Annotated in this window: 18 protein-coding genes; 2 read left to right on the top strand and 16 right to left on the bottom strand. The window is 48.5% G+C overall.

The genetic code is table 11. The features are described from left to right. Positions 1-4 precede the first annotated feature (4 nt). The 6 genes from AJ81_RS09350 to AJ81_RS11055 form a co-directional block, all read right to left on the bottom strand. Positions 5-826 (bottom strand): carbohydrate ABC transporter permease, encoded by an 822-nt coding sequence (locus AJ81_RS09350; protein ID WP_031502443.1) that lies wholly within the window; start codon positions 824-826, stop codon positions 5-7. 9 nt (positions 827-835) lie between these two features. Next, complete coding sequence (locus AJ81_RS09355; RefSeq protein ID WP_051368929.1) at positions 836-1723, bottom strand: carbohydrate ABC transporter permease; 888 nt, start codon at positions 1721-1723, stop codon at positions 836-838. A gap of 41 nt (positions 1724-1764) precedes the next feature. Continuing rightward, positions 1765-3009 carry an extracellular solute-binding protein gene (locus tag AJ81_RS09360; protein WP_031502447.1) on the bottom strand — a complete coding sequence of 415 codons (1245 nt, stop codon included), beginning with the start codon at positions 3007-3009 and terminating at the stop codon, positions 1765-1767. Positions 3010-3318: 309 nt separating this feature from the next. Then, entirely contained in the window at positions 3319-5844 is a 2526-nt protein-coding gene (gene pulA / locus AJ81_RS09365; RefSeq protein WP_031502450.1) for a type I pullulanase, read from the bottom strand. Positions 5845-5976: 132 nt separating this feature from the next. Continuing rightward, positions 5977-8541 (bottom strand): glycosyltransferase, encoded by a 2565-nt coding sequence (locus AJ81_RS09370; protein WP_064462348.1) that lies wholly within the window; start codon positions 8539-8541, stop codon positions 5977-5979. Between the two features lie 96 nt (positions 8542-8637). Further along, complete coding sequence (locus AJ81_RS11055) at positions 8638-10191, bottom strand: flagellin N-terminal helical domain-containing protein (RefSeq protein WP_031502453.1); 1554 nt, start codon at positions 10189-10191, stop codon at positions 8638-8640. Between the two features lie 600 nt (positions 10192-10791). On the opposite strand from AJ81_RS11055, the gene dapA reads away from it, so the two are divergent. Next, on the top strand, positions 10792-11709 hold the full coding sequence (gene dapA / locus AJ81_RS09380; RefSeq protein WP_031502454.1) for a 4-hydroxy-tetrahydrodipicolinate synthase: 918 nt from the start codon (positions 10792-10794) through the stop codon (positions 11707-11709). Between the two features lie 48 nt (positions 11710-11757). Continuing rightward, entirely contained in the window at positions 11758-12669 is a 912-nt protein-coding gene (locus AJ81_RS09385; RefSeq protein ID WP_197536849.1) for a sensor domain-containing diguanylate cyclase, read from the top strand. A 5-nt stretch (positions 12670-12674) separates the two neighbouring features. Here the strand turns inward: AJ81_RS09385 and thiI are convergent, their stop codons facing one another. Genes thiI through AJ81_RS09435 form a run of 10 tightly spaced genes read right to left on the bottom strand, consistent with a single transcriptional unit; the run spans position 12675 to position 23586 of the window. Then, a complete protein-coding gene (gene thiI, locus AJ81_RS09390) occupies positions 12675-13766 on the bottom strand; it encodes a tRNA uracil 4-sulfurtransferase ThiI (protein WP_031502457.1) in 1092 nt (363 codons plus the stop codon). Then, positions 13744-14685 (bottom strand): alpha/beta hydrolase, encoded by a 942-nt coding sequence (locus AJ81_RS09395; RefSeq protein ID WP_031502459.1) that lies wholly within the window; start codon positions 14683-14685, stop codon positions 13744-13746. The genes thiI and AJ81_RS09395 overlap by 23 nt, the downstream gene beginning before the upstream one ends. A gap of 1 nt (position 14686) precedes the next feature. After that, a complete protein-coding gene (gene pheT, locus AJ81_RS09400; RefSeq protein WP_031502461.1) occupies positions 14687-17053 on the bottom strand; it encodes a phenylalanine--tRNA ligase subunit beta in 2367 nt (788 codons plus the stop codon). Between the two features lie 14 nt (positions 17054-17067). Further along, positions 17068-18072: a phenylalanine--tRNA ligase subunit alpha gene (gene pheS / locus AJ81_RS09405; protein ID WP_031502463.1), complete on the bottom strand. Its 1005-nt coding sequence runs from the start codon at positions 18070-18072 to the stop codon at positions 17068-17070. After that, entirely contained in the window at positions 18057-19046 is a 990-nt protein-coding gene (locus tag AJ81_RS09410) for an elongator complex protein 3 (protein WP_051368926.1), read from the bottom strand. Before AJ81_RS09410 ends, pheS begins: the two co-directional genes overlap by 16 nt. Beyond that, positions 19043-19765: a ribonuclease III gene (gene rnc, locus AJ81_RS09415; protein WP_031502466.1), complete on the bottom strand. Its 723-nt coding sequence runs from the start codon at positions 19763-19765 to the stop codon at positions 19043-19045. The genes AJ81_RS09410 and rnc overlap by 4 nt, the downstream gene beginning before the upstream one ends. Further along, on the bottom strand, positions 19762-21654 hold the full coding sequence (locus AJ81_RS09420; RefSeq protein WP_031502468.1) for a transketolase: 1893 nt from the start codon (positions 21652-21654) through the stop codon (positions 19762-19764). Before AJ81_RS09420 ends, rnc begins: the two co-directional genes overlap by 4 nt. Positions 21655-21673: 19 nt before the next feature. After that, the gene (locus tag AJ81_RS09425; RefSeq protein WP_031502470.1) at positions 21674-21895 is read right to left on the bottom strand and encodes a DUF2905 domain-containing protein; all 222 of its coding nucleotides are present in this window, start codon (positions 21893-21895) and stop codon (positions 21674-21676) included. Next, the gene (locus AJ81_RS09430; RefSeq protein ID WP_096325216.1) at positions 21879-22703 is read right to left on the bottom strand and encodes a PSP1 domain-containing protein; all 825 of its coding nucleotides are present in this window, start codon (positions 22701-22703) and stop codon (positions 21879-21881) included. Before AJ81_RS09430 ends, AJ81_RS09425 begins: the two co-directional genes overlap by 17 nt. Positions 22704-22713: 10 nt before the next feature. Continuing rightward, positions 22714-23586, bottom strand: coding sequence for a hypothetical protein (locus AJ81_RS09435; protein WP_031502474.1), 873 nt, complete (start codon positions 23584-23586; stop codon positions 22714-22716). Position 23587 lies beyond the last annotated feature (1 nt).

Raw genomic sequence — 23587 nt, forward strand, 5'->3', positions numbered from 1 at the left:
GATATCATCCTTTCAGACCAGACAGCATTATGCCCCTGATGATTTGCTTCTGGAAGATCAAAAAGACGATTATCAACGGGATCGTTGAAACTGTCGCTCCGGTCATGATCAGCTCCCAGTGCATCAGATTTTCACTCGAAAAGGTTGCCAAGCCAACAGGTAAGGTGTACATCCTGGGCTTTGAAACAACTATCAAAGGCCATAGGAACGCGTTCCAGTTGCCTATGAAATTCAAAATTGCAAGTGAAGCCAGAGCAGGTTTGACGAGTGGAAGGGCTACTCTCCAGAAAATTCCAAATTCAGATACTCCGTCGATCCTGGCGGCGTCCAAAAGATCGTCTGGTATCGTCTCCATGAACTGTTTCATGAGAAAAATCCCGAAGGCGGTGATCATACCAGGGAACATGATACCCCAGTAGGTATCTATCCAACCGAGCCTGGACGACATCACGTACCACGGTATTATCAGCATCTCGGTGGGGATCATCAATGTGCTCAGGATGAACAGAAAGATGATGTTTCGTCCTGGAAAGCTGTACTTGGCTATCGTGTAGCCAACCAAAGAATCGAAGAACATCACAGAAAAGGTGGTCGACAGCGCGACAATCAAACTGTTGAGAAACCATCTCGGAAACAATGAAGCGCTCATTATCTTCTGGTAGTTAGCCAAGGTGGGAGACTTTGGAAACAGATAGGGCCTGTAGATCTCCCTGAACGGTTTCAAAGACGACAGAACCATCCAGAAGAAAGGGAAGATCATCACTATCGCCAGAGCAGTCAAAACGATGTAACTGACCAACTTTACCATTCTGTCGGATCTGGCCATGTCACCACCTCAATATTGAACTCTTCTGTTCAGTACTTTGAGCTGTAGTACAGTGATACTGAGTATCATGAGGAAGAGCACGACAGTCGCAGCTGCCGCTGTGCCCATGTCGAAGGATTTGAAAGCCTTTTGGTAGATGTAGAGGACTAAGGGTAGTGTCGAGTTGAGCGGTCCGCCCGAGCCTTGATCGGTCATGTTGTATACCTGTGTGAATATTCTCAGAAACATTATAGTCTCCATCACAGACAAAAACACTATCACTGGGTTCAGCAAGGGAATCGTTATCTTGAACAACAACTGTCTTCGATTTGCGCCGTCCACCCTTGCGGCCTCGAGGTATTCTTTTGGTATGTTTTGAAGCCCCGCAAGAAAGATGATCACACAATATCCGATCTCGACCCACACTGTCGTCGCCACTATGGATGGCAATGCTTCCGTCGTACTCATAAGAAAATTTCTCGCTGGTAATCCTAGGAAGCTGAGAAAGTTGTTTATGACGCCGGTCGGTGGCTTTTGGTACATCCAACGCCAAACCCAACTCGTGGCAACGATCGGCGTTATGTACGGCATAACGTAGATTAGCCTGTAGAAACTTTGAAACTTTGTCACGTTGTTCAACAACAGCGCAAGTGCCAACGAGAGCACTATCACGCTTGGAACACCATAAAGAACGTACTTGAGCGTGTTGAAAAGACTGATCATGAATACCGGGTCCTTGAATATACCCACATAGTTCGATAACCCAACGAGTTTCCTGACGGGAGATATGATGTTCCAGTTGGTGAAGCTCATGTAAAATGCGGAAATCATCGGATAGAACCGTATGAAGGCGAAAAACAAAAGGGGTATCGAGAGAAAAAGGTACGCGGTCAGCACTTTCTTATGCCTCAACTTCACGATCTCACCCCAAAGGGGCGCGACCGAGTCGCGCCCACGTTTCACTTACCAACCGACTTCCAGAACTTGTCGAGAATCACTTGCTCCTCCTGTGCGGCCTCCCTGAAGGCTTGCTCGGGAGATACACCCTTGAGCCACACTTTGTCGACGGCGTCCATCATGACTTTTCTTTGAGCCGTTTCGTCCACGAAGAAGGTCGCATGTGCGTACTCGAGTCCTCTCAAGAACGGGCCGTATATCGGGTCGTTGTAGTATTTCTGAGCCACGGCAGGGTTAGCGGGAAGTTCTCCAACTTTCTCAAGCCACATCTCCATGACCTTTTCGCTCGCGAGGAACTTCAAGAACTTAATTGCAGCATCCAGTTTCTCTCCGGTGCAGTTCTTCGTGATCCCGTTCGCCCAGAAGGAAGCAAAGTTCGATCTGATACCGTTGTGTTCGGGCAGTTCAGCTACACCGAAGTTTATACCAGCTTTCTTGAGTGCCGAGATTCTGAACGATCCATCGATGTTCATGGCTGCCGCTTGTGACGTGAAGGCAGTTATATCGTCGTTCATGAATCCTGGATAACCGACCTTGTGAACAGTTATGAGGTCGGTGTAGAACTTCAATGCTTGTGATACTTCGTAGTACGTTACCTTTGTGTAGTCTTGGTTGTAAGGTGCTCCTCCAAACTGCCTGACGAGGACTTCCCTTATCCAATGATGGCCCTGCCCGGATGGCTGGGTCGCCAGACCGGCTTGAACTATGTTGCCCTGTTTGTCGTACTTGGTGAGCTTCTTCGCCATTTCTACCAGTTCTTGCAAGGTCCTTGGTGGCTTTTCAGGATCGAGTTTGGCTTCCTTGAAGAGATCTTTGTTCCAGAACAACGCGAGGCTTCTCACGGCTATGGGTATGGCGTATCTTTTACCCATGAACTCGACACCTTTTGCCACGAACGGGAAGAAGTTTTTCTGGAAGTATTCATCGGAGAACTCGTTTTCTGGAAGTGGTTGCAGATAACCTGACGTGACGTACTTCGGTATCCATCCGTAGTAGAGATTCACGACATCTGGTCCGGTACCAGCCGGGACAGATGCCGCCACCTTTTCGTTGAAGGCTTCGTAAGGGAACGTCACGTGTTCGACCTCGATGTCTGGATAGAGTTTCTGAAATTCCTTGATGAGCTCGTCGATGGCTTTGACTTTCGTTTCGAAGTAGTACTGCCAGTAGACGATCTTCACTTTGCCAAAGACTGAAACCGACAGAATGAGGATTACCACGAGAGCCGCCAGCAGAGACCTCTTCACAACGCCACCTCCCTTTGGATTAGGTGGTACTCAGAGTGCGAGATTTGCAGAACTCCATCGAGATTTGGTTTGTTAAGCGACTTTACTAACACAATGTTAAACTGCGAAAGACACACTGTCAAGTCGAGTCGTCAGTACTGTCGACTCGTTCTTACCACTCGCTGACTGTCGTCGGTGATTAACATGAACGATCGACGTTTTTCTTCTGTTTTCTCCTTTTATCTTCTTGTTGCGTCATCAAAAGTTCAGTTAAACTTCAAAGCGAAAGGCTTATGAATCAGAACTTCTCGTTGCACTGGTTCAATCACTTCACTCCTTGAACATCACCAGCGCGCTGATCGGTTTGAGCTCGATCTTTCCAGCGAGCTTGTACAGAGCTTCCACACCCGCGCTTTCATCGTCCACCGCGACGTTCCATTCTCCTTCCGGCAGTTCGAATTCCACCGGTTGCACGTTGCCGTTGTAGATCACCAAGATCTCTTTCCAAGGATCGTCGTTTGCATGATCTTTCAACATGAACGCAACGACGCGCCTTGGTGCGTCCAAAAAAACCAGATGCTTTTTGATCTGCTCTGCATCTCTCATTCTGAAGGCGGGATGTGTTCTTCTGAGTTCTATCAAACCTTTATGGTATTCGAACACGTCTATGAACTGCGCCTTCCTTCCGTAATCGAGCGCGTTCAAAGAGATCGGGGCGTTGTAAGAGTTGTCGTTGAAGTTCTTCGTTCTGCAGAAGTCTTGACCCGCGTGGAGGAACGGAACGCCTTGGCTCGTCAGAAGGATGACTCCGGCGAGTTCTTGCGCGTTCTTGAGCTCTTCTTCCGTCCAAGTCCTCGTTCTGTCGGCCTTCGCGGCAAGGTAATTTTTGTCCCAAAGCGTGTGGTTGTCGTGACATTCAGCGTAGTTTATGGTCTGCTCGGGTGAAGATGCGAAGTCTTTGATCGTTCCACCGTAATCTATACTTCCCACGACACCGCGCTTCAATCTCGTCTCGGCACCGATCGTTCCAAGCACGAAGCCTTTCACCGTTGGATTGAACACAGAACCACGGATCGCATCTCTGATGGAATCGTTGAACACTGCGATTTTCGCATCTCCAAGATGATGTTTTCCAAACCTCGGCTGTGTACCCCAGCCACCCCAAGGCTCACCGTAGATGATCACGTTTGGATTGATCTCTCTCAGAGTTTTTTCGACCAAAAGCATCGTCTGCTTGTCTATCAAACCCATCTGGTCGAAGCGAAAACCATCCACGTGGAATTCCTTCGTCCAATAGACCACCGTGTCGACTATGAGTCTTCTCATCATCAACCTTTCGCTCGCCGTGGTGTTTCCAACGCCACTCTCGTTGACGTACTGTCCCGTTTTGTCCACGCGGTAGTAATAGTAAGGCACGGCCTGATCCAGCGGTGAAAGGTCACCTACACCGTAGGTGTGCGGGAATACCACGTCCAAGATCACGCCGATGTTGTTCCTGTGGAAGGCCTGAACCATCCTTTTGAACTCTTTTATTCGCTCAGCTGGATCGAACGGATTCAAACTGTACATGCCTTCCACTGCCATGTAGAGGTACGGATCATAACCCCAGTTGTAGTGGTTTTCGAAGTCTCTGTTGATCTCATCTCCAGTGTAGAAATCGTTCACAGGCAGGATGTGAACGTGCGTCACACCGAGTTCTTTGATGTGATCCAACCCAGTGGTGACGCCGTTTGGACCTCTCGTGCCTTCCTCTATCAAACCGAGGTAACTGCATTTGTTTTTCACACCACTCGTTGGAGAACCTGTCATGTCGGCTACGTGTATCTCGTAGATGATCGCATCCACGTACGAATCGAGCTTCACCCAAGTGTCTTTCTCCCAATCAGAAGGATTAGTCTTTTGAAAGTCTACGATCGCGCTGTAGCGACTCTTCACAGAAACAGCTTTTGAATACGGATCGACCGATTCTCTTTCTTTGCCGTAATTGAAGTATCTGTATCTGTAGAGCCAGCCTTCGAGGTCTCCCTCCAGCTTGGCATACCAAGAGCCTTTTTCGAGTCTCTGCATGTCCACGATCAAGTCTGGCTCTTCCTTTTCATCCTTGTAGAGCAAAAGCTTCACCCATTTGCTCACGGGTGACCAAACGTAAAACTCGCTGAACTGAGGTGTGTAGAAACAACCCAACGGACCGTCGTAGTAGAGTTGGTCCAAAACCTCGATCGCGTACACCCTCGCAGGCTTGAAACCTTCCACGTGCAAGAAGATGTCCCTCGAGAGGTCTTCTTCACTGAGTGGTTCTGCCAGATTCACCAAGAAGTGTCTGGTTCTGGTTATATCGGTTGGATCGGCTTTTTCTAAACTTGCAAGTTTCACCTCTCTTTCATCGACGAAGAGCTTCACCCTGTCGAGATAGGTTTTCGTTTCGATCGGATTGGTGGCGTAGGCTTCTATCGTCGAAAAGTCTTTGAGTCTTGCAAAGAAAATTCTTGGACTCGTGTCCGGCCTTTGTTTGAAAATCTCCTCCACCCCCTGCAGGATCCAGACTTCAGCGAAGTTATTCTCGATCTCTATGAACCTGTCCTTTGCGACATCTTTGGCTTCCCACTCTTTGAGTCTGACGATGATTCCGACCTTTGTCAAGTCCATGTCCAGAACGACCGTAGCTTTGAGGCCAAAATCGTCGGCCTCGGTGAATTGGTAGGCTTTCCCTTCTTGTCCTATCGGCTCAACGGGCCAGATCCAGAGGTTCCAACCTTCGTAGTTTCCATCGAACCTGTGGTAGTGAACAACGATCGTGGTGGCTGAAAAGAGGACGGTCACGTAAAGAGCAAGTATGATCGAAAAGATCTTTCGCATTAGATCACCCCCAAGTTCATTCTATCCAATTCGGCTTGCGAATTCACAACGGACAGAGCATGAGTGTTGACGATTCAGCGATGATCGCCAGATGTCACAAGGGTTACAACTGAAAATTCATTCGGAGCGAGTTCAGCTGAAGTCTTTGTTCTCGAAGACAACGATCGTTCTCTCGTCTCCCTGGGTGGTTCGCCATTTACCTAACACAAAGTAATTCAGACCGAAGTGATCGAACAATTCTTTCTCCGTTTTGAAGTGCTTCTGCATTTCCTTTATCCAACCCTGCCTGTAAAGTCCAGATTCCTCAGGGTGCCCCGAGTCGAAAACAAGAAAGCGACACTGTTTGAAGAGCCTGTGGAAAACCTCATCTGCCTTGTCTTTACCATGGTTGTAAAGTATGTGGTGATAAACGCTCAGGAAAAGTATCACATCGGCTATCTGTGGGAGATCTTGCTTAACTACGTCCAACTGTATGAATTTGTAGTCAGGGGGTAGGTTGAGCTTCTCCCTTGGTGAGATATCTACACCCAGAACGTCCACACCATACATTAGAAAACGATAGGAAAGCTCACCTCTGTTGCAACCTATGTCTATGAGAGTTTTAGGTTTCACTCTGAGAACAAACTTTTCGACAATTTCTTTTTTCGCCTGATCGATGGTGCTTTGATAGCTTCCATCAAACGCTCCGACATACGCCTCCTGGATATATTTCACGTAAACCGGCAAAGCTTCTTGCAAATAAGGTTGCCAATACGTTATCAAGATTCCTAGAGCACCTTCGTCGCCGACGAACTGATTTGATACAACGTACGTTGGAACTGTTCTCATACCCAGAAACTTTGCGATTGCGACTCTGTGGTGGCCACTAGCAACTAAAAGAGAAACGCTATCAGGGATTCTAACTTGTTGTCGCTTCAAAGGATCAAAAACCATCAGGTTTCCATCGTTGTGAAAAGCGACTATGGGTTTCAATATTTTTCCTGTGCGTTTGATCGACTCAAAAACTTCGAGAAACTTCGAAATGATCGGTTCTGGTGGCTGCTTGTAGTATCCCTTTTCATGGAGATCCTTGAGAAATGCGTAGTAAACGGTTTTCTGATATGGTATCCCTTTTCCAATGAACTCCTCCAAGAAATCGATGATCAAAGGCACAACGTTGTTGATGAGGAGATCCGTCGGAACCTGATTAATGAAAGCCTTAGCTTGGTTGAGTTTCATCTCAAGTTCATCTTCATAGTTGCTGATGTTCACTTTGATACCATACTCGAGAGGATTAAAGATTCTATAGCTCTTCCTGATTTCACAATTGATTTCCGAAACTGTGTTGGAGGATACGGATACACGTTGAAGCAAGACTCTGAAAATCTCGGAGATTTGTTTTTCTAGGGAACAAACATCCTCAATGAATCTTCTATACCTTTCAGAATCATAATCATTGGACGTTATCATCTCGACGGCTTCATCAACTGTGTTGAAGATCCAGTCTTTCGGATAGAATTCCTCTGCCACATAAAAGTTGTGGATGACTGGTTTTATACCTTTCGCCATGGCTTCCATAATAGCTACTCCATAGCCTTCGTGTATACTGGTCGAGAGAAAGAAGTTTTTATTTTCCAGAAACGAATTGATGTCGTCTTTCCACCCGACAAAATGAAACTTTTCTCTTATTCCCATCCTCTCAAGGATGTATCCAATATACCTGTACATACGCTCATCTTGAATGGTGCCAGCCCATTGAAGGTTGTACCGTTCGTCCAGTGAGACAAGTTTTTTCAGAATTTGCACAGCTAAAACTGGATTCTTTTTATAATTGAAATGTCCTGCAAAAGCGAGATTTGGTCCCTTGGATCTTTGCTTAAAAGTGTACTTGTTCAAATCCAAGCCATTATGGATTAAAGTCCTTTCTTTTCGTTTTAAATGATCACAATTCTGAATGGCCGTCTCTAAAACGTTTTGAGCAACAAAGATCACTTCGTCAATTTTTTCCCATTTTATAGATCTGAGAAAATCCGGTCTGAGAGATTCATAACCATGAAGTCTGCACAGAATCCGTTTCCCCATCTTCTCCAACTTGTTCGTGATCTCCACCGCCAGCTCGTTCGCCCATTCGAGCCAGACGATGTCGGCCCACTTGTAGGCTTGAACTATCTGATTTCCATCTGTCGTCACGATCAATTTCACTTCAAAAACGTTCGAGAGCACCTGTGCGATGTCCTTTATGAAGTTGTCCAAACCTGGCAAGCAAAAGATCGCGATTTTCTCAGGCCTTTTGAATTTTATCTTTGCTTGCTCGAACTTCTCCTTCATCTGTGGTAGGTCGCTCAATTGTGCGGCTTTCGAATAATAATGCAACGCCATGGGAACGTTGTTCTGTGCGAGTTGTGTGTCTCCCAAAAGATCGTACACTTCCCAAGTTTTGTCTTTGATCCTCGTCAGATAGCGCCAAGATTCGAAGAAATTCTTCTTCTCGAACAAGACCTTCGAAAGATTGAAAAGCACATCGTCGTTGGTCGGATCGAGCTTCAAAGCTTTTTGAAAGTGTTCCAAAGCTTTGTCCAACTCATTTTCTTGGTAGAAAAGAACTCCAAGCATGTTGTGCCTCATCGACTCGGGTTCGATCTTTTGGGCGAGCTCCTTTGCCTTGGAAAAATCTTTCAAACTGACACACCTTTCGATCTCTCTAAACAGTTCTTCCATCTTCACACCTCACACATCAATTTTCTATCCCGGCGAAGAACTTTCCTTCAAAAACAAAAGGCGGGCGTGAGCCCGCCTTTTGTGTCCTTGGAAGTGTTATCGCAACAGCTGCAGCACCGTCTGTGGCAATGCGTTGGACTGTGCCAACATTGCCATGCTGGATTGCATCAGGATCTGTTGTTTGGTGAACTCCATCATTTCTTTGGCCATGTCCGCATCTCTGATTCGAGACTCTGCAGCGGTCAAGTTCTCTGCAGCTACTCCAAGGTTGCTTATCGTGTGTTCTAGCCTGTTCTGCACTGCTCCAAGTCTTGCGCGTGCAGTGCTGACTTTGTGGATCGCTGCGTCTATGACCATTATAGTTCTTTCCGCACTGTTCTGATCCGTGACGCGCAAAGAGTCTTCCGTAAGTCCAAGCGCGGCTGCTCTCATGTCGTCCAATCCAGCTATCATGTTGTGTCCTTCGTTCGCTCCTATCTGGAAGATCAACGAAGTGTCTTCATACCACCTTCTTTCCGCCCTCACAACACCGCTGTCTATCACTTCTTCCAATGGCAAGGCTCCACCGAAGGAGTTGATGTTGTAAACATTAGTTAGCCAAGTGAAGATAATACCCCTGGGACCAGCTGCAATGTTTATGTTGAATGATTGATCGGTAGTATTGTAGCTAATGGATCCTGAGACTGTCCCATAGATAGCCAGACCATCGCTGAAATCAACTATGGGTGGGGTCGCAAGGCCTGTCTCGCTGAAGTAGTTGATTCTCACGTCCAGAAGGCTCGTGGCGGCTCCAGCAAACTGGCCCACCTCAACGACGTAGGAACCTTCGTTCACATCTTCAAAAGCTAAGATGAGCGATGTTGCAAGCGTGACTCTGAACGAATTCACAACGGCAGTTACCGTATTGATGCCTATGCTGGCATCAGAAACAACGAATTCGAATCTGAGACCACCGACTGTCGTTGCATATGACACAAAGTTTGCCTCATTAGACACAGTGAACGAAGCCACGGTTGCCCCGCCAGCGAGTAAAGACACGGTTGCACCTGAGATTTGTATTGACAATGCTCCCAAAGATCTGCCAGCAATGTTAAAGCTAATCACTCCACTGCCAGTAACATTGGAACCGCTTGCAAGTTCGATCCCTCTTAGGTTGGCAGACTGCGAAGCTTTCAGATCGAAGTTACCACCGGTCACCACTTTCACGTCTGGATTGTGCCTGAAGCTTTCTATCTTCCCATCCAAAAGCTTCATCGTGTTGAACTCGGTCGTTCTGGCGATCCTGTCGATCTCTTCTCTGAGTTGGTCGAGCTCGGCTTGGATCTGGTTCCTATCAACGTTGGTGTTGGTGTCGGATGCGGCTTGAACTGCGAGCTCTCTCATCCTCTGAAGGATCGAATGGACCTCTGTCAGTGCTCCTTCTGCTGTTTGGATCAACGATATGGCGTCCTGTGCGTTCTTGACTGCCATGTTCAAACCTCTGATCTGGCCTCTCATCTTTTCGCTTATCGCAAGACCAGCTGCATCGTCTCCCGCTCTGTTGATCCTCAGACCAGAGGAGAGTTTCTCGAGCGTTTTGCTCATCGAGTACTGTGTCTCACTCATGCTCCTCCAAGCGTTCAATGCGTTGATGTTGTGGTTGATACGCATATCCGCACCTCCCTGTTCTTCTCACCGCCTCCCTGGCGGTGGATTCTTCCACCAACGGGCCCGTTGGTTTTCATTAGTTATATCGGCAAGACGAAGGAGGATTTTAGAGGAATGGTCGTGAGCGTGTATCGATGGAGAAGAATTTTCTCTACGGTGAAAGAAGAAAAAATAAAGGTCCCATCGTTGGGGACCTTGAAACTCTATGTACAGTTCGAAGTTCGGTGCTGGTTGGAAGAACTTGACTCGAAGAAAAACTTTCGTCGGTGAAACAGCTTTATTTGGAAATTTGAGCCCATGTTGATAAAGGCTGGTTGGAATGTCGATTTCACTCGGGAGCGCTGGATATCTTTTAAGGATATAACTCGCAGGACCAGACGAATTAGAATGAAACCAATGTAGGTTCCCACTTCCGGCCGGATGATCTTTCCTCTGGAGCGCCCCCATTGATATGTATACGGGCATAAACATTGAGAATTCGAAACAAAATTATGAACATCGAAGGACGGTCCCGTGAAAAGGGATGATCTTGTTGGCGCAGGTGGGATAACAGCTTCAAGGTGGTAGGATTTGAATACAAAAGATCTCGAGGAGGCGAACGGTATGGAACAGCTCGTCAGGCCTTCGGGTTCTTGGGTCGCGCTCGTGACACCATTCACCGAGAGAGACGAAGTCGACATCGATGGTTTCAAGAAGCTGGTGGATTTTCATGTAGCGAATGAGACGGACGGGTTGATATTCATGGGTTCAACGGGAGAAGCGACTTCGTTGTCGATGGAAGAGAGGAAGTTGATCATCCAAGAGATGGCGAAGTATTGCAAAGGAAAGATCAAAGCCTTCTTCGGAACGAGTTGCTCAACGACGAAAGACACCGTGGAACTCTCGCAGTTCGCTGAAGCGTGCGGCGCGGACGGAATTCAACTCGTGGTTCCTCCTTATATAGTGCCTCCACAGGAAGCGATCTTCGAGTTCATCGCAACGGTGGCAAGATCTGTGAACATAGCCGTGACGATCTACAACAATCCATCCAGAGTCGTGGCGAACATCGATCCTTCAACCATAGCGAAACTCTTGGACATAGGTAACATCGTTGCGATCAAGGAAGCGTCGCCGAGTTTGACGCAGTTGATGGGAGACATCGAGGTGTCGTCAGGAAGGTTGAACGTGCTGTGTTGCGATTCACCAAAGTTCGGTTTGATCTTGCCTTTGATGGCGATGGGAGGACACGGCACTGCGAACGTAACGGGTAACGTCTTACCGAAAGAGTTCGCATTGATGTCGAAGCCTTGGGGGAGTTGGGAGGATGCCGTCAGGTGCAGGGAACTCTTTTTCAAGTACAAACCCGTGATGGAAGCGGCGTACCTTCTGGTCAACCCCGTCGGGATCAAGGCGATGATGAAACTTTTAGGAATGCCCGCGGGAGATCCGAGGCCACCGCTTCAGCCACTGAAAGGAAGTCTACTGGACAAAGTCAGAGAGATCATTGAAGAGTTCAAGCTGAGGGAAAAATGTGTTGTGTGAGACGTTGTTGTAAAATCGTTTTTGAGAAAAGAACAAGGAGGATTCACGGTGGACGAGATTTTGAAAGACTCACTGCTTTTGAAAATCTTCGAAAACGTTTCAGACGGTGTCTACTGCATTGACCGCGAAAGGAAAATCCTGTACTGGAGCAAGAAGAGTGAAGAGATAACTGGGTACGAAGCGAAAGAAGTCTTGGGAACGCGTTGTCAAGACAACATCCTCAAACACGTGGATGACAAAGGCACAGAGCTCTGTTTGGAAAAGTGTCCATTAGTGAAAGCGATGGAGGAAGCAACTGTTCAGACTGCGGAAGTATTCCTGCACCACAGGGAAGGTTACAGAGTGCCTGTGATCGTTGTGGGTATACCTGTGGTGAATGAGTCTGGAGATGTCGTGGGAGCCATCGAGTTGTTCAGAGAAAAGGTTGAAAAGAGCTTTCTTGAAAACGAAATAAAGCAACTGAGAAAACTCGCGTTCGTGGACGAGCTGACGCAGGTTTTGAACAGAAGAGGTTTGGAATACTATCTCAAGATGAAGCTGAGCGAGGTTGAGAGGTTCGAGAGGATCATAGGTGTGCTGTTCATCGACGTGGACGATTTCAAGTCGATCAACGATCGTTTTGGACACCACGTTGGGGACAAGGTCTTGCGGTTCGTCGCTGGTACATTGAAAAAGAATTTGAGAGTCAGCGATCTGGTGGCCAGGTACGGTGGTGACGAGTTCGTCGCGGTCGTGGAATTGAAGGAACAGAAGGAAATAGAGGAGATAGCAGAAAGACTGAAAAATCTGATAGCCGCTTCTTACATTGCCGAGAACGATCAGATCGTTCGTGTGACCGTCTCGATAGGCGGTATCGTTGTGAAAGAACGCACAGACGTGGATGAGATACTCAAACGCTCCGACGAATTGCAGTACGAGAGTAAAAAGAAGGGTGGCAACAGTTGCTCCGTGAGCTTCTAAAGGTCTCAGCCTTGCCAGAGAGATTTTGACTTGAAATGTTCGAGTATTTTGTTCAGCCCATACGTTGAACCTCTGGTTACAACAGAAGATGGTCTGAAAGGGCAAGAGTGCCTTGCGGCTTCGACGAAGATTTCGAAAGTCCCAATCTGTCTGGCGATTCTCACAGTTTCGTCCTTGTCCATGCCTATGAGTGGTCTGTAGATAGGCATTTTCACAACGCTGCTTTCGAGAAACAGATTCTCCAAAGTTTGTGATGCAACTTGACCGAGCGAATCGCCTGTGACTATACCGAGTGCAGATCTTTCCTTGGCGATTTCCTCAGCTTTTTTGAGCATGAGCACCTTGCAGATGACACATGTCCATTCTCTTTTTCCCATTCGCTCGAGTTCCGTGACGTAAGGTTGAAAGTATTCCAAATGATTCACAACGATCAGTTCGATCGGTTCTGAACTGTACTGGTTCAGCACGTCGATCATTTGTCGTGCAAGGTCCGCGTGACCTTGATCGAAATGCAAAGCCGTCAGGCTGACGCCCCTTTTGAGCATCAAGAAGCCTGCGACGGGTGAATCTATGCCAACGCTCATGAGCAGAACAAGTCTTCCTTGAGTGCTCGACGGTAGACCTCCGACGCCTTTCTTAGTTTCAAAGAACACGTAAGCCTGACCTTCTATCATCTCGATGCCTATCGCGAGTTCGGGTTGATTCAAGTTCACCTTCCAACCGAAGCGTTGCACGACGAAGGCACCTATCTCTTCGTTGATCTGTTGAGAAGTCTTGTGGAAAGCCTTGTTGATCCTGCGCGCATCGATCTTGAACGAAGCGGGATTCATGTTGCGAAGATGTGTGGAAAGAAACTCTGGAATCTCTTCGTACTCCATCTTCCACGCTGGGGAAACGGAAACAACGCCTGGGACCTTCCTGATGATCTCGGAGAACTCGTGTGAAGCATCGACGATCAATCTACCTTGAGTGGAACGAACTTTCGCGTCGACACCTTTTCTTGCGAGCGTCTTTTTTATGTTCTCGATCAACTTGTTCTCGAACGTCTTCCTGTTCTTCCCTTTCAGCGCTATCTCACCGTAGCGAACGATGATCAAGTTTTTCATCCTCCAGTAAGAATTTCAGCGATCTTCTCAGAATGAGACGTCTGAAGAAGTACGAGGATCTGTGACCACATGGAAGCGAGATTTTACGAACATCGGACAGACGCTTGATCAGTTCGTCTGAGCTTCTGGAAATGATCACCCTGTCGAACAAGCCTTTGAAGAAGAGCACAGGTTGTCTGACGAACTTCGCGTAAGAGATAGGATCGTAGTGGAAACACGCGGGTTCGAGCTGGAATATGTCTTCTATTTTCTCGAGTTGGCCAAGCTTTTCGAAAGCGTTGGATCTGTTCTTCACGCACGTTGCTTCGTCACGGCAGTTGTATTCATTGCTCTTCTCCATGTAATCTTTTCTGAGTTGTTCCGTGTGGGGTGCGTACCAGTTGATCCAACGCCAATCTCCACCAGTGAAGGCCAAAATGCCTTTTTTAAGTCTTTCATCGATCGCGAGAGCCATCGTCGCGATCATACCTCCGAAGCTGAAACCCATGATGGCCTTTGGAAGATGGGAACTTTGTTCAACGTAGTCCAAGGTCCTTCGAACGTCCTTCACAGATTGGTGGAACATCACACTGCAGTGTTTTGGAGAAGTCGAGAAGAACGGTTCACCACCACGCCATGAGCTGGGCGCGCGGAACCAATGGTATGGAAGTATCACGAAGTAGGTGTTGATACCGTGCTTTTTGAAGTTCTCGGCGAACCAGAGAAGGTAAGAGATGTTTCTGTTTCCTATGCCGTGCACAAAAATCAAATCGAGCTTCGGCTCATTTGCGAGGAATTCGTAGACGTACACGCGCTTGCTTTCTTCGATATGTGGTTCGTACACTGCGTCGAAGGAGATCAAATTGAAGTTCATGAACGACTTCTTCTGAACGTTCAAGGCTTTGTGCTTGTCGTACTCGAATGGAAGCATTTCAGAACCTTCGCCTCACGTTGAAGGTTTCTTCAACCTTCCTGATCGTGTTTTCGAACAGCTCGTTGACTTCTTCGTCGGTGAGAGATCTGTCCGGGGCACGATAGATCACGTAGAAAGTTACGCTGATCGTGTTTTCAGCCAAACCCTTGCCCGTGTACACGTCGCTCACACCCACGCTTTCGACGAACTCGTGTGACGTTCTCAAGAACTTGAGTATGTCACCGGCCCTGCTTCCCACCGGAAGCAACAAGGAAACGTCCCTTCTCACGTACGGAAATGGTGCAGGAGTAACGATCCCACGGGCTGGATTGAAGTTCTCGTACAGGGTCTGTAGGTCCAGTTCGGCGAAGTAGACCTCACCTTTGAAGTCGTAAACTTCGTTGAAGGATCGAGTCAACATGCCAAGACAACCCACTTGTTGGTTGTTCACGTAGATGAAGGCTCGACGGCCGGGCGTGAGCCAATCGATGGTCGCAGGTTCGAATTCGAAGTTCAAATTCAAATGCCTTCCAATCTCCTCGATCACACCTTTCAACCAGAGCAAAGATACGGATCTTGTGTCGGTGTAATCGTCTTCTTCGAGCTTTCCCGAGGCGATCATGCCGAGTTTTTCACGTTCGAAGATGGAACCATCTTTGAGACCATAGATCTTCGCGATCTCGAAGAACTTGACGTCCCTGTTCTGCCTTCTGATGTTGTACGCAACACAGTCGATCAATCCAAAGAGCAGAGAAGGCCTTAGACTGTCCATGTCCTCGACCATAGGATTGTTCAGCATGAGAGGTTCTTGTTTGGTCAATTCTTTGACGACGGAGGATTTACAGAAGGAGAGGTTCACGACTTCGTTGAACCCGCAGGATCGTACCAGCTGTTTGATATTTCGTCTGAACTTCTGATAATCGCTCCAACCCCCGGCTGAGGCAAGGATGCGTGGAGCTTCACTTTGAACTTTGTCATAGCCGAAGATTCTACCGACTTCCTCGATGAGATCCTCCTCGATCGATATATCGGGTCTGTGAGTGGGAACGAGCACGGTCCAACTATCCTGTGTGGTTCGAACTTCCATACCGAGTGATTCGAGTATGCGGAAAACTTCACCGTTTGGCACGTCGATACCAAGGACCTTTCTCAGTTTCTCTCTTCTCAACGTCACAGACTTTCTTTCGATCCTTCGTGGATAGACATCGACTAAGCCTCTCGCGCTCACACCGCCTGCGACCTGCTGGATCGTGTGGATCAATAGATTCATCACGTAGTCCGCGTCGTTGGGATCGACTCCCCTTTCGAACCTGTGTGACGCGTCTGATTTTATGTTCAGTGCTCTACAAGTTCTTCTTATCCTCACCGGATCGAAGTAGGCCACTTCGAGGAGCAATTCTTCGGTGCTTTGCGCCACGCCAGAATCCTGCGCGCCCATGACGCCTCCAACCGCAAGGATGTTCTCACCATCCGTGATGAGCGTCTCGATGCCTGTCAATCTGTACGTTCTCTCGTCGAGCAGAACCACCTCTTCGTCCTTCTTGGAGCATCTGACGACGATTCTCCCGTCTTTGACCTTCGAATAGTCGAAAACGTGAACTGGATGTCCCGTGAGCAACATGACGTAGTTTGAGGCATCGACAATGTTGTTTATGGGTCTGACACCGCAAGCCATGAGACGTCTCTTCATCCACAGTGGACTGTCCTTCACTTTCGAAGAACGGACATAAGCTACACAGTATCTGGGACAACCTTCAACATCTTCTATCTGGACCGAAACGAACTTTTCCACAGGTTCGTCAAAGATTTCAACTTTCGGCTCAGGCAGCTTCAATTTCTTGTTGAGCAGGACGGCGACTTCTCTCGCAACACCAATGACTCCGAGACAGTCCGGTCTGTTCGGAGTGATGTCGAGATCCAGAACGGACTCATCCAATTTCCAGTGTCGGACCAGATCGACCCCCACTTCGAGATCTTCATCTATGAGGTAAACGTGGTCGGATTTTTCTTCCAGACCAAGCTCTTGAAGAGAGCACATGACCACTTCTGAGAGCACTTCTCTGATCTTAGTCTGACGAACCTCGGTGCCATCGGCGAACCTCGTGCCGGGATAGGCTATCGCAACGAGACAATTCTCTTTCACGTTCATGTCCGAAGTGATCGTCGTGTGGTAGGCTGAGCCATCGAAGACTTTGCAAACCTTCAGTTTCTCGGCGTTGGGATGTGGACGAGTCTCAACGACGATCGCGGAAACGATCTTTCCCGAGGCGAAGGGATTGAAAATCCTCTCGACGCTCACTCCTGCCATGGTGAGTCTGTGAGCGAGTTCTTCAACGGAAACATCTATATCGACCAGCTCTTTTAGCCATTCCACAGGCACCTGCATTGTCGATCACCCTTTCAGAAACATTCGAGAAATCTCTCGTCGTTTCTCACGAAGTCTCGGATATCTTTTATACCGTGCTTCAACATGGCTATGCGTTCGACTCCCATTCCGAAGGCGAAACCAGTGTACTTCTCTGGATCGTAACCAACGTTTCTGAACACGTTCGGATGCACCATACCGGCGCCAAGAATTTCGAGCCAGCCGGTGTACTTGCAAGAAGGACAACCCTTCCCCCCGCATATGCCACAGGAGACGTCGACCTCGAAGCTGGGTTCTGTGAATGGAAAGTAGCTCGGTCTGAGCCTTATCTTTCTTTCAGGACCGAAGATTCGTTTTGCGAAGATTTCGAGCGTGTATTTGAGATGCGCCACGCTGACGTGCTCGTCCACGTACAGTCCTTCCACCTGCGTGAACATTGGTAGATGCGTTGCGTCGTAGTCTCTCCTGTACACTCTTCCGGGGGAAATGATCGCGATGGGTGGTTGTTCTGAAAGCATGGTTCTTATCTGAACGGGTGAAGTGTGCGTCCTCAAGAGTTTGTCCTGCAGATAGAAAGAATCGTGCATGTCTCTTGCGGGATGCCATTCTGGTGTGTTGAGAGCATCAAAGTTGTGCCAACTGTCCTCTATTTCTGGCCCCTCCACGACCTTGAAACCCATGGAAACGAATATGGTCTCTATCTCTTCAAGAACCTTCGATATCGGGTGGGGATGTCCCACCTTTCTGATCGCGCCAGGTAATGTGACGTCGATCCAGAGTTTTTGAAGGCTCTTTTCCTGTTCCCTCGCTTCGAGGACTTTCTTTCGTTCTTCGAGTGCCTGCTCTATGGTTTGTTTCAACTCGTTGAGCACCTGACCCACCTTCGGTCGTTCCTCGGGTGGAAGCTTCCCAATCGATCTCATCTGTTCCGTCAAGATGCCTTTCTTTCCAAGATAGTTGACCCTGATCCTTTCGAGTTGAGCGATATCCTGCGCGTCGTTGATCTGTTTCAAGACATTTTCCTTCATCTCTTCGAACATAGTACCACCTCTTTCGAGATTTCTTCAGCGTAGCTTTCGAGCGCGTCTTGCCAAGGAACAAACTCTCCCTGTGCGAGGAAACCGAACGATTTGCCCTTCGATTTGGGAACGTTGAGCTTCGAGACCCAGCTCGACTCCCTCTCGGTGTGAACGATCGAGCTGGCGTTCAAGAAGCTGTACAGCTTTTCAACCAGCCTGGTTCTGACGAGTTCGCCAAATCTCGGATGGTAAGGTCCAGCCACGACGTTCTTCAAAAGCTCTGTTGGCACGTAGAGACCGAGCCTGATGACACGCACGCCATGGCTCTCCAACACCGCGGTCATGTCACTGCAGATATCTATCGCCGTGTGCAGAGCTATCGGAACATACTCACCGCGCCGGTAAATGGACTCGAGGATCGAGCCTTTCAACACGAGCGTCGGATGGATACGACAGCTCTTGGCTTTCACCTTCGTGGTTTGCCAAGCACTCAGAATGTCCTTCATTGCCTCGTCGCCCAACAGACCGACCATGAGGTGGATGCCGAAATCTATCTCAAACTCTTTGAGAATCTCGCACGCCTTCAAAACATCGCTTTGAGTGTAACCACGACCGTTCAGCCGCAACACTTCGTCGTCAAAGGACTGCACACCCAGCTCGACGAACTTGACGCCGTGTTCTTTCAAGAAACGCACCCTTGGTTCGTCGATCTCGTCCGGCCTGGTGGAGAGTCTTATCCCACTACAGATGCCAGTCTGCACGTACCGGCTCGCCCAGCAAAGATAACTGAGCTGTTCAGATTCGTCCAACGCCGTGAATGTGCCTCCGTAGAAGGCGATTTCGAAGCTGTGGGTCGTCTTCAAATAATTTTGTACGAGCTCATCGAGCTCATCGAAGCTCAAAGGTCTTTCGAAGCCCGTCACGGCCCACTGAGAACAGAAGGTGCATCTGTTTTTACAACCTCTCTGCGGGAGAAAAACGGGTAGTATCTTCAATCTTCCATCTCCTTCAGTCTTTCCAGTGCCAATCTCGCGGCGTTCTTCTCGGCGTCCTTTATCGAAGAACCCTCGCCCGTTGCGAGTGAACGACCTTTCAGTCTGACCTCGACGAAGAACTTCTTCATGTGCGCGGGTCCTTCTTCACGAACGAGAACGTATTCCGGCAAGGTCTTGTACTTCTCTTGGGCAAGCTCTTGCAACGCCGTTTTGTGATCGAAAACGATGTTTCCTGCCGCAATCTGTTCGATGTAGCGAACCATATGGGGAACGAGGATCTCCTTTACAGGCTTCATTCCCCCGTCCAAATAGAGCGCGGCCGCCAAAGCCTCCAACGCGCCCGAGAGTATCGATTCTCTCTCCCGACCGTTGTTCAGCTCTTCACCGTGACCGAGAAAGATGTGACGGTTCAAACCGATGTCTTTAGCTATGAGCGCCAACGCATCTTCACTCGCCGCTGCAGCCTTGATCTTGGACATGACACCTTCTGGAGATTGAGGATAGTTTTTGTAGAGGTGTTCCGCGATCAAGAAATCTACGACTGCGTCGCCCAAGAATTCCAGTCTCTCGTTGGATTCGACGTCCTTTCTTCCGCGCTGTCTCTCTTCGTGCGCATAAGAAGAGTGACACAACGCGGTGAACAGCAGCTTTGGATCACAGAAGTTGTATCCGAGTTGTTTCATGAAATCGATGAGATTTTTGATCTCTTCTTCCCTCATGACAGAAGCGCTGCCACCTTCTCAGCGATCTTTTTCGCGCTGAGCCCGTAGAGTTCGTACAGTGCCTCGTAAGGACCTGAGACAACGTGTTCTTCGATCGCGATTTGCTCGAAGTGCGAAGGAAAGATCTTCTTTTGCATCATGAACTTCGCGAGCAACGCTGCCAAGCCGAGTGGCGCGGCATGATCTTCGACGACGAGTACTTTCTTACCATCGCAGTACTTTCTCAACGTTGCTTCGTCGAGATCGAGCGGACAAGCAACGTTCAGCACAGAGACTCTGCCTTTGAAGTTGTCTGCCGCAGCCACCAAGTTCTCGACGATGGCACCGCAACCCAAGAGTGTCACTTCTGCACCCTCCCTGAGCACATCGATCTTGCCGTACTCGAAGGTGTAATCGTCACCGAAGAAGGGTTTCCCATCTTCGCGCTTTATGATAGATTGCTTCGCCCTGCCCATGGCGATCAAGAAGTTCCCATAGACCGACGCGGTATACCTCACAACACGGTCCGTCTGGTTCGGATCGGCCGGAACTATGACCTTGTAGCCGAGCCAGTTCGCCGGTGCGGAGACGTAATCGAGTCCATGGTGCGTCTTACCATCTTCTCCAACGTTCAAACCACAGTGTGTTACGACGACCTTCAAATTCGTGTGATTTATCGCGTTCAGCCTGTGCTGGTTGTACGTTTCACTCACACCAAAGACACCGAAGTCGGCAAAGAACGTTACGATTCCGTCTGCCGACATGGCACCAGAGACCGTTGCCGCGGCGTGTTCCTGCACACCTATCTGAACGAACCTTTCAGGAACCTCTTTCATGACAAGGTCGGTTTTTACAGAAGAGGCAAGGTCACAATCCACAACGACCACAGGCGTCTCGCTGTTCTTGTTGGCCTTCACAATGTCGAGAAGAGCCTTGCCGAAAGCACTTCGATTGTCAGTCTTTTCCGTGTAAGTTCTGGCTGTGGGGACGTTTATCTTGACCTCGTACCCGAGTTTTAAAGGCTCGTGTTTGACAAGCGGTAAATGTTTTCTCATCTCGATGTACTTGTCAACGTCATTCTCGATACCGAGTTCCGCGAGCGCCTTTTCGAGTTCTTCCTTTGTGAGGGGCTTTCCATGGTATGAGACATTGTTTTCCATGAACGAAACACCCTTACCCATGACGGTATGCGCAAGGATGGCTACCGGATTGACCTTGTCTTCAACGGCTTCTTTCAGTGCGTACAAAAGTTGTTCTATGTCGTGACCATCGACTTCAATGACTCTCCAACCGTCCGAGAGGTAGTTTTCCTTTATGTTGACAGCCATTATATCGCGAGCCCTGCCGGAGATCTGCGCATCGTTGTAGTCTATCACAACTGTGACATTTGAAAGACCGTACTTCTTGGCGATCCTGCGAGCCTCTGCAACCTGACCCTTCGCCTGTTCGGCATCGCTCATCGCGACAAAGACGTGATAATCTTGTTCTTTGATCTTCGACGCGAGCGCGAAACCAACACCCGCAGCAAGGCCCTGACCTAAGTTCCCAGTGGACCAATCGATCCCTGGAATTCCACGAGTTACGTGGCCTTCGAAAATGCTCGAGTGGTGACGAAAGCCCGCGATGACCTGATCTATGTCAACGAAACCCAATCTGCCGAGCACGGAGTAAACTCCGGGTGAGGTGTGTCCGTGGCTGATCACGATTCTGTCGCGCAAAGGATCGAAAGGATTCTTCGGATCGACGTTCGCAAAGCTGTAGATGCTCAGAAAGATTTCCATCGAAGACATGGAGCCTCCGGGATGTCCGGAATTGGCAACGTAGGTCATCTTCAACACATCGCCACGACATATGCGTGCCAACTCTTTCAACCTTCTCACTGTTTCTTTGTCGAATTTCTTGACCATGTGTACACCTCCCGATGTCTCATCTTCCGATCCTTGAAATTACGAAAAATAAGAATGTCAGTACCAAGCTCAAAAGCAAACTCGTCATTATGGGAAAGTAGAACACGAACCTTTCGCGTTTTATCACGATGTCTCCGGGTAGTCTTCCAAGCGGTGTGAACCTGCCTATAACATAGAGTACCATCCCGGTTACCAGTAGCACAATACCTATGAAGATGAGGAATTTAGCTAACGCTACCATTCTCACCGCCTCCCCGGAAGAATGAGAAAGGCACGTAGAACATGGCATCCTCTGCCTGAGAAATGGCGAGCACCCTCTGCTTGAACACATCTATGGCTTGCACCACGCAAGTTTTACCTTCATACACGAAGGTTTCACCCTCGTCGGGAATGCCTTCTAACATTTCCTTGTAAAAATCGTACTCGTAAGTGAGACAGCAGAGTAATCTTCTGCAAGAACCGGAAATCTTCGCGGTGTTAATCATGAGCTGCTGGGCTTTCGCGTGCTTCAGTGTCACGCTGTCGAACTCGCGAAGAAACCTACTGCAACAAACTGGAAGGCCGCACAAACCTATACCACCCATGAACTTGAGCTCGTCGCGTACACCTACCTGCCTCAACTCGATGCGGGTTTTGAATATGCGCGCGAGGTCCTTCACGAGTTCTCTAAAATCAACGCGCGTTTCGGAACTGAAGTAGAACACCAGCCTCGATCGATCGAACATGTACCTGGTGTAGAGCAGTTTCATGGGTAGATTGTGCTCCTTGATCTTCTGTCTGCATATCTCGTGTGCCTCCACGGCATCTTTCAGGTTCTGTTCGTGCTGCTTTAGATCTTCGTCGGTGAGCTTTCTGATTATAGGTTTGAGTTCCGCACCGATCTGTTCTATGCTCAATTCCTTTGGGCCGAACATGACCCGACCCACGTCGAGTCCGAACTCACTCATGACCAGCACCAGATCGTTCGGCTTTATGTCTTCACCATTGTCTGCATAGTAATGTAACTTGCCTTTCGGTAGAAGTTCCACCGCATAGACTACAGCGACCATGTCCACAGTATCACCTCCTTGCAGAGCGTCTGAATTTGATCAAGAGGTTCGCGAATGTCAGCTGAGCGTTGAAGTTCAAAAGTTTGTTTCTAAGAATCGAGTCGAACCATCTATAAACAGACAAATCGTTCACCCCGTGATGTTCAAGAACGATCTCGCAGAGCCAAGAGAGTTCAAAGATCAACTTGTTCAGTTCGAGCTTTTTAGATTGCTCAACCAGCGCCACGTATAGTTCGACGAAACTACGATCGTCGATCTGTCCAGCTTGAAAGCGCGTGAAAAGATCATTCAGTGCGAGCAGCGCATGAACCTTGTCTTGTGGTTTTACCTCTTCGCTCTTGAAAAGAGATAGGAACGAAGAAGGCTCAAAATGAACTGCTTCTATCTCGCCAGAAGCTTCGCTGACGTACTCGGTCACATCGAAATCCGCTTTGCAAAGCTTGAGCAAAAGCTCTGGTTCGAGCGAGATCTTACGCTTCAGATCCTCGTAGAAACTTCTCGGAACGAAGAGGTCGAACACCTTGACCCTGCTTCGAACAGTCTGTGGCAATTCACGAAACTTGATTGAAGTGAGCACAACCAAACTGTGTGAGGGAGGCTCCTCCAACGTCTTCAAGAACGCGTTCATTGCCTCGATCGAGGAGCGTTCGAACTTCTCAAGCACCACGATCTTCATGCCATCACCAGAAGCCGTGTAGAGGAATTCCTCCGCTTGGCGCACCTCATCTATGGAAGGTTCTGTGAATATCAAATACTCCTTCGTGAGTTCTGCAACAACTCTCCGCACGCGTTTCAAAAGGCTCTGTTCACGCGATCTGACACACAAGGAACTTCCCACGTTCGTCTGAAGGAAACTCTTGAGACGTTCTAAGATCTCTTTCACA

The sequence above is a fragment of the Pseudothermotoga hypogea DSM 11164 = NBRC 106472 genome (assembly GCF_000816145.1).
Taxonomy (GTDB): Bacteria; Thermotogota; Thermotogae; order Thermotogales; family DSM-5069; genus Pseudothermotoga_A; species Pseudothermotoga_A hypogea.

Excerpts from the sequence above, each read along its gene's own strand:
- AJ81_RS09370 (WP_064462348.1), bottom strand. The coding sequence starts at position 8,541 with ATGGAAGAACTGTTTAGAGAGATCGAAAGGTGTGTCAGTTTGAAAGAT.
- pulA (WP_031502450.1), bottom strand. The coding sequence starts at position 5,844 with ATGCGAAAGATCTTTTCGATCATACTTGCTCTTTACGTGACCGTCCTC.
- AJ81_RS09430 (WP_096325216.1), bottom strand. The coding sequence starts at position 22,703 with ATGGTCGCTGTAGTCTATGCGGTGGAACTTCTACCGAAAGGCAAGTTA.
- dapA (WP_031502454.1), top strand. The coding sequence starts at position 10,792 with ATGGAACAGCTCGTCAGGCCTTCGGGTTCTTGGGTCGCGCTCGTGACA.
- AJ81_RS09350 (WP_031502443.1), bottom strand. The coding sequence starts at position 826 with ATGGCCAGATCCGACAGAATGGTAAAGTTGGTCAGTTACATCGTTTTG.
- AJ81_RS11055 (WP_031502453.1), bottom strand. The coding sequence starts at position 10,191 with ATGCGTATCAACCACAACATCAACGCATTGAACGCTTGGAGGAGCATG.
- pheT (WP_031502461.1), bottom strand. The coding sequence starts at position 17,053 with ATGCAGGTGCCTGTGGAATGGCTAAAAGAGCTGGTCGATATAGATGTT.
- AJ81_RS09425 (WP_031502470.1), bottom strand. The coding sequence starts at position 21,895 with ATGGTAGCGTTAGCTAAATTCCTCATCTTCATAGGTATTGTGCTACTG.
- rnc (WP_031502466.1), bottom strand. The coding sequence starts at position 19,765 with ATGAGGGAAGAAGAGATCAAAAATCTCATCGATTTCATGAAACAACTC.
- AJ81_RS09395 (WP_031502459.1), bottom strand. The coding sequence starts at position 14,685 with ATGCTTCCATTCGAGTACGACAAGCACAAAGCCTTGAACGTTCAGAAG.
- AJ81_RS09420 (WP_031502468.1), bottom strand. The coding sequence starts at position 21,654 with ATGGTCAAGAAATTCGACAAAGAAACAGTGAGAAGGTTGAAAGAGTTG.
- pheS (WP_031502463.1), bottom strand. The coding sequence starts at position 18,072 with ATGTTCGAAGAGATGAAGGAAAATGTCTTGAAACAGATCAACGACGCG.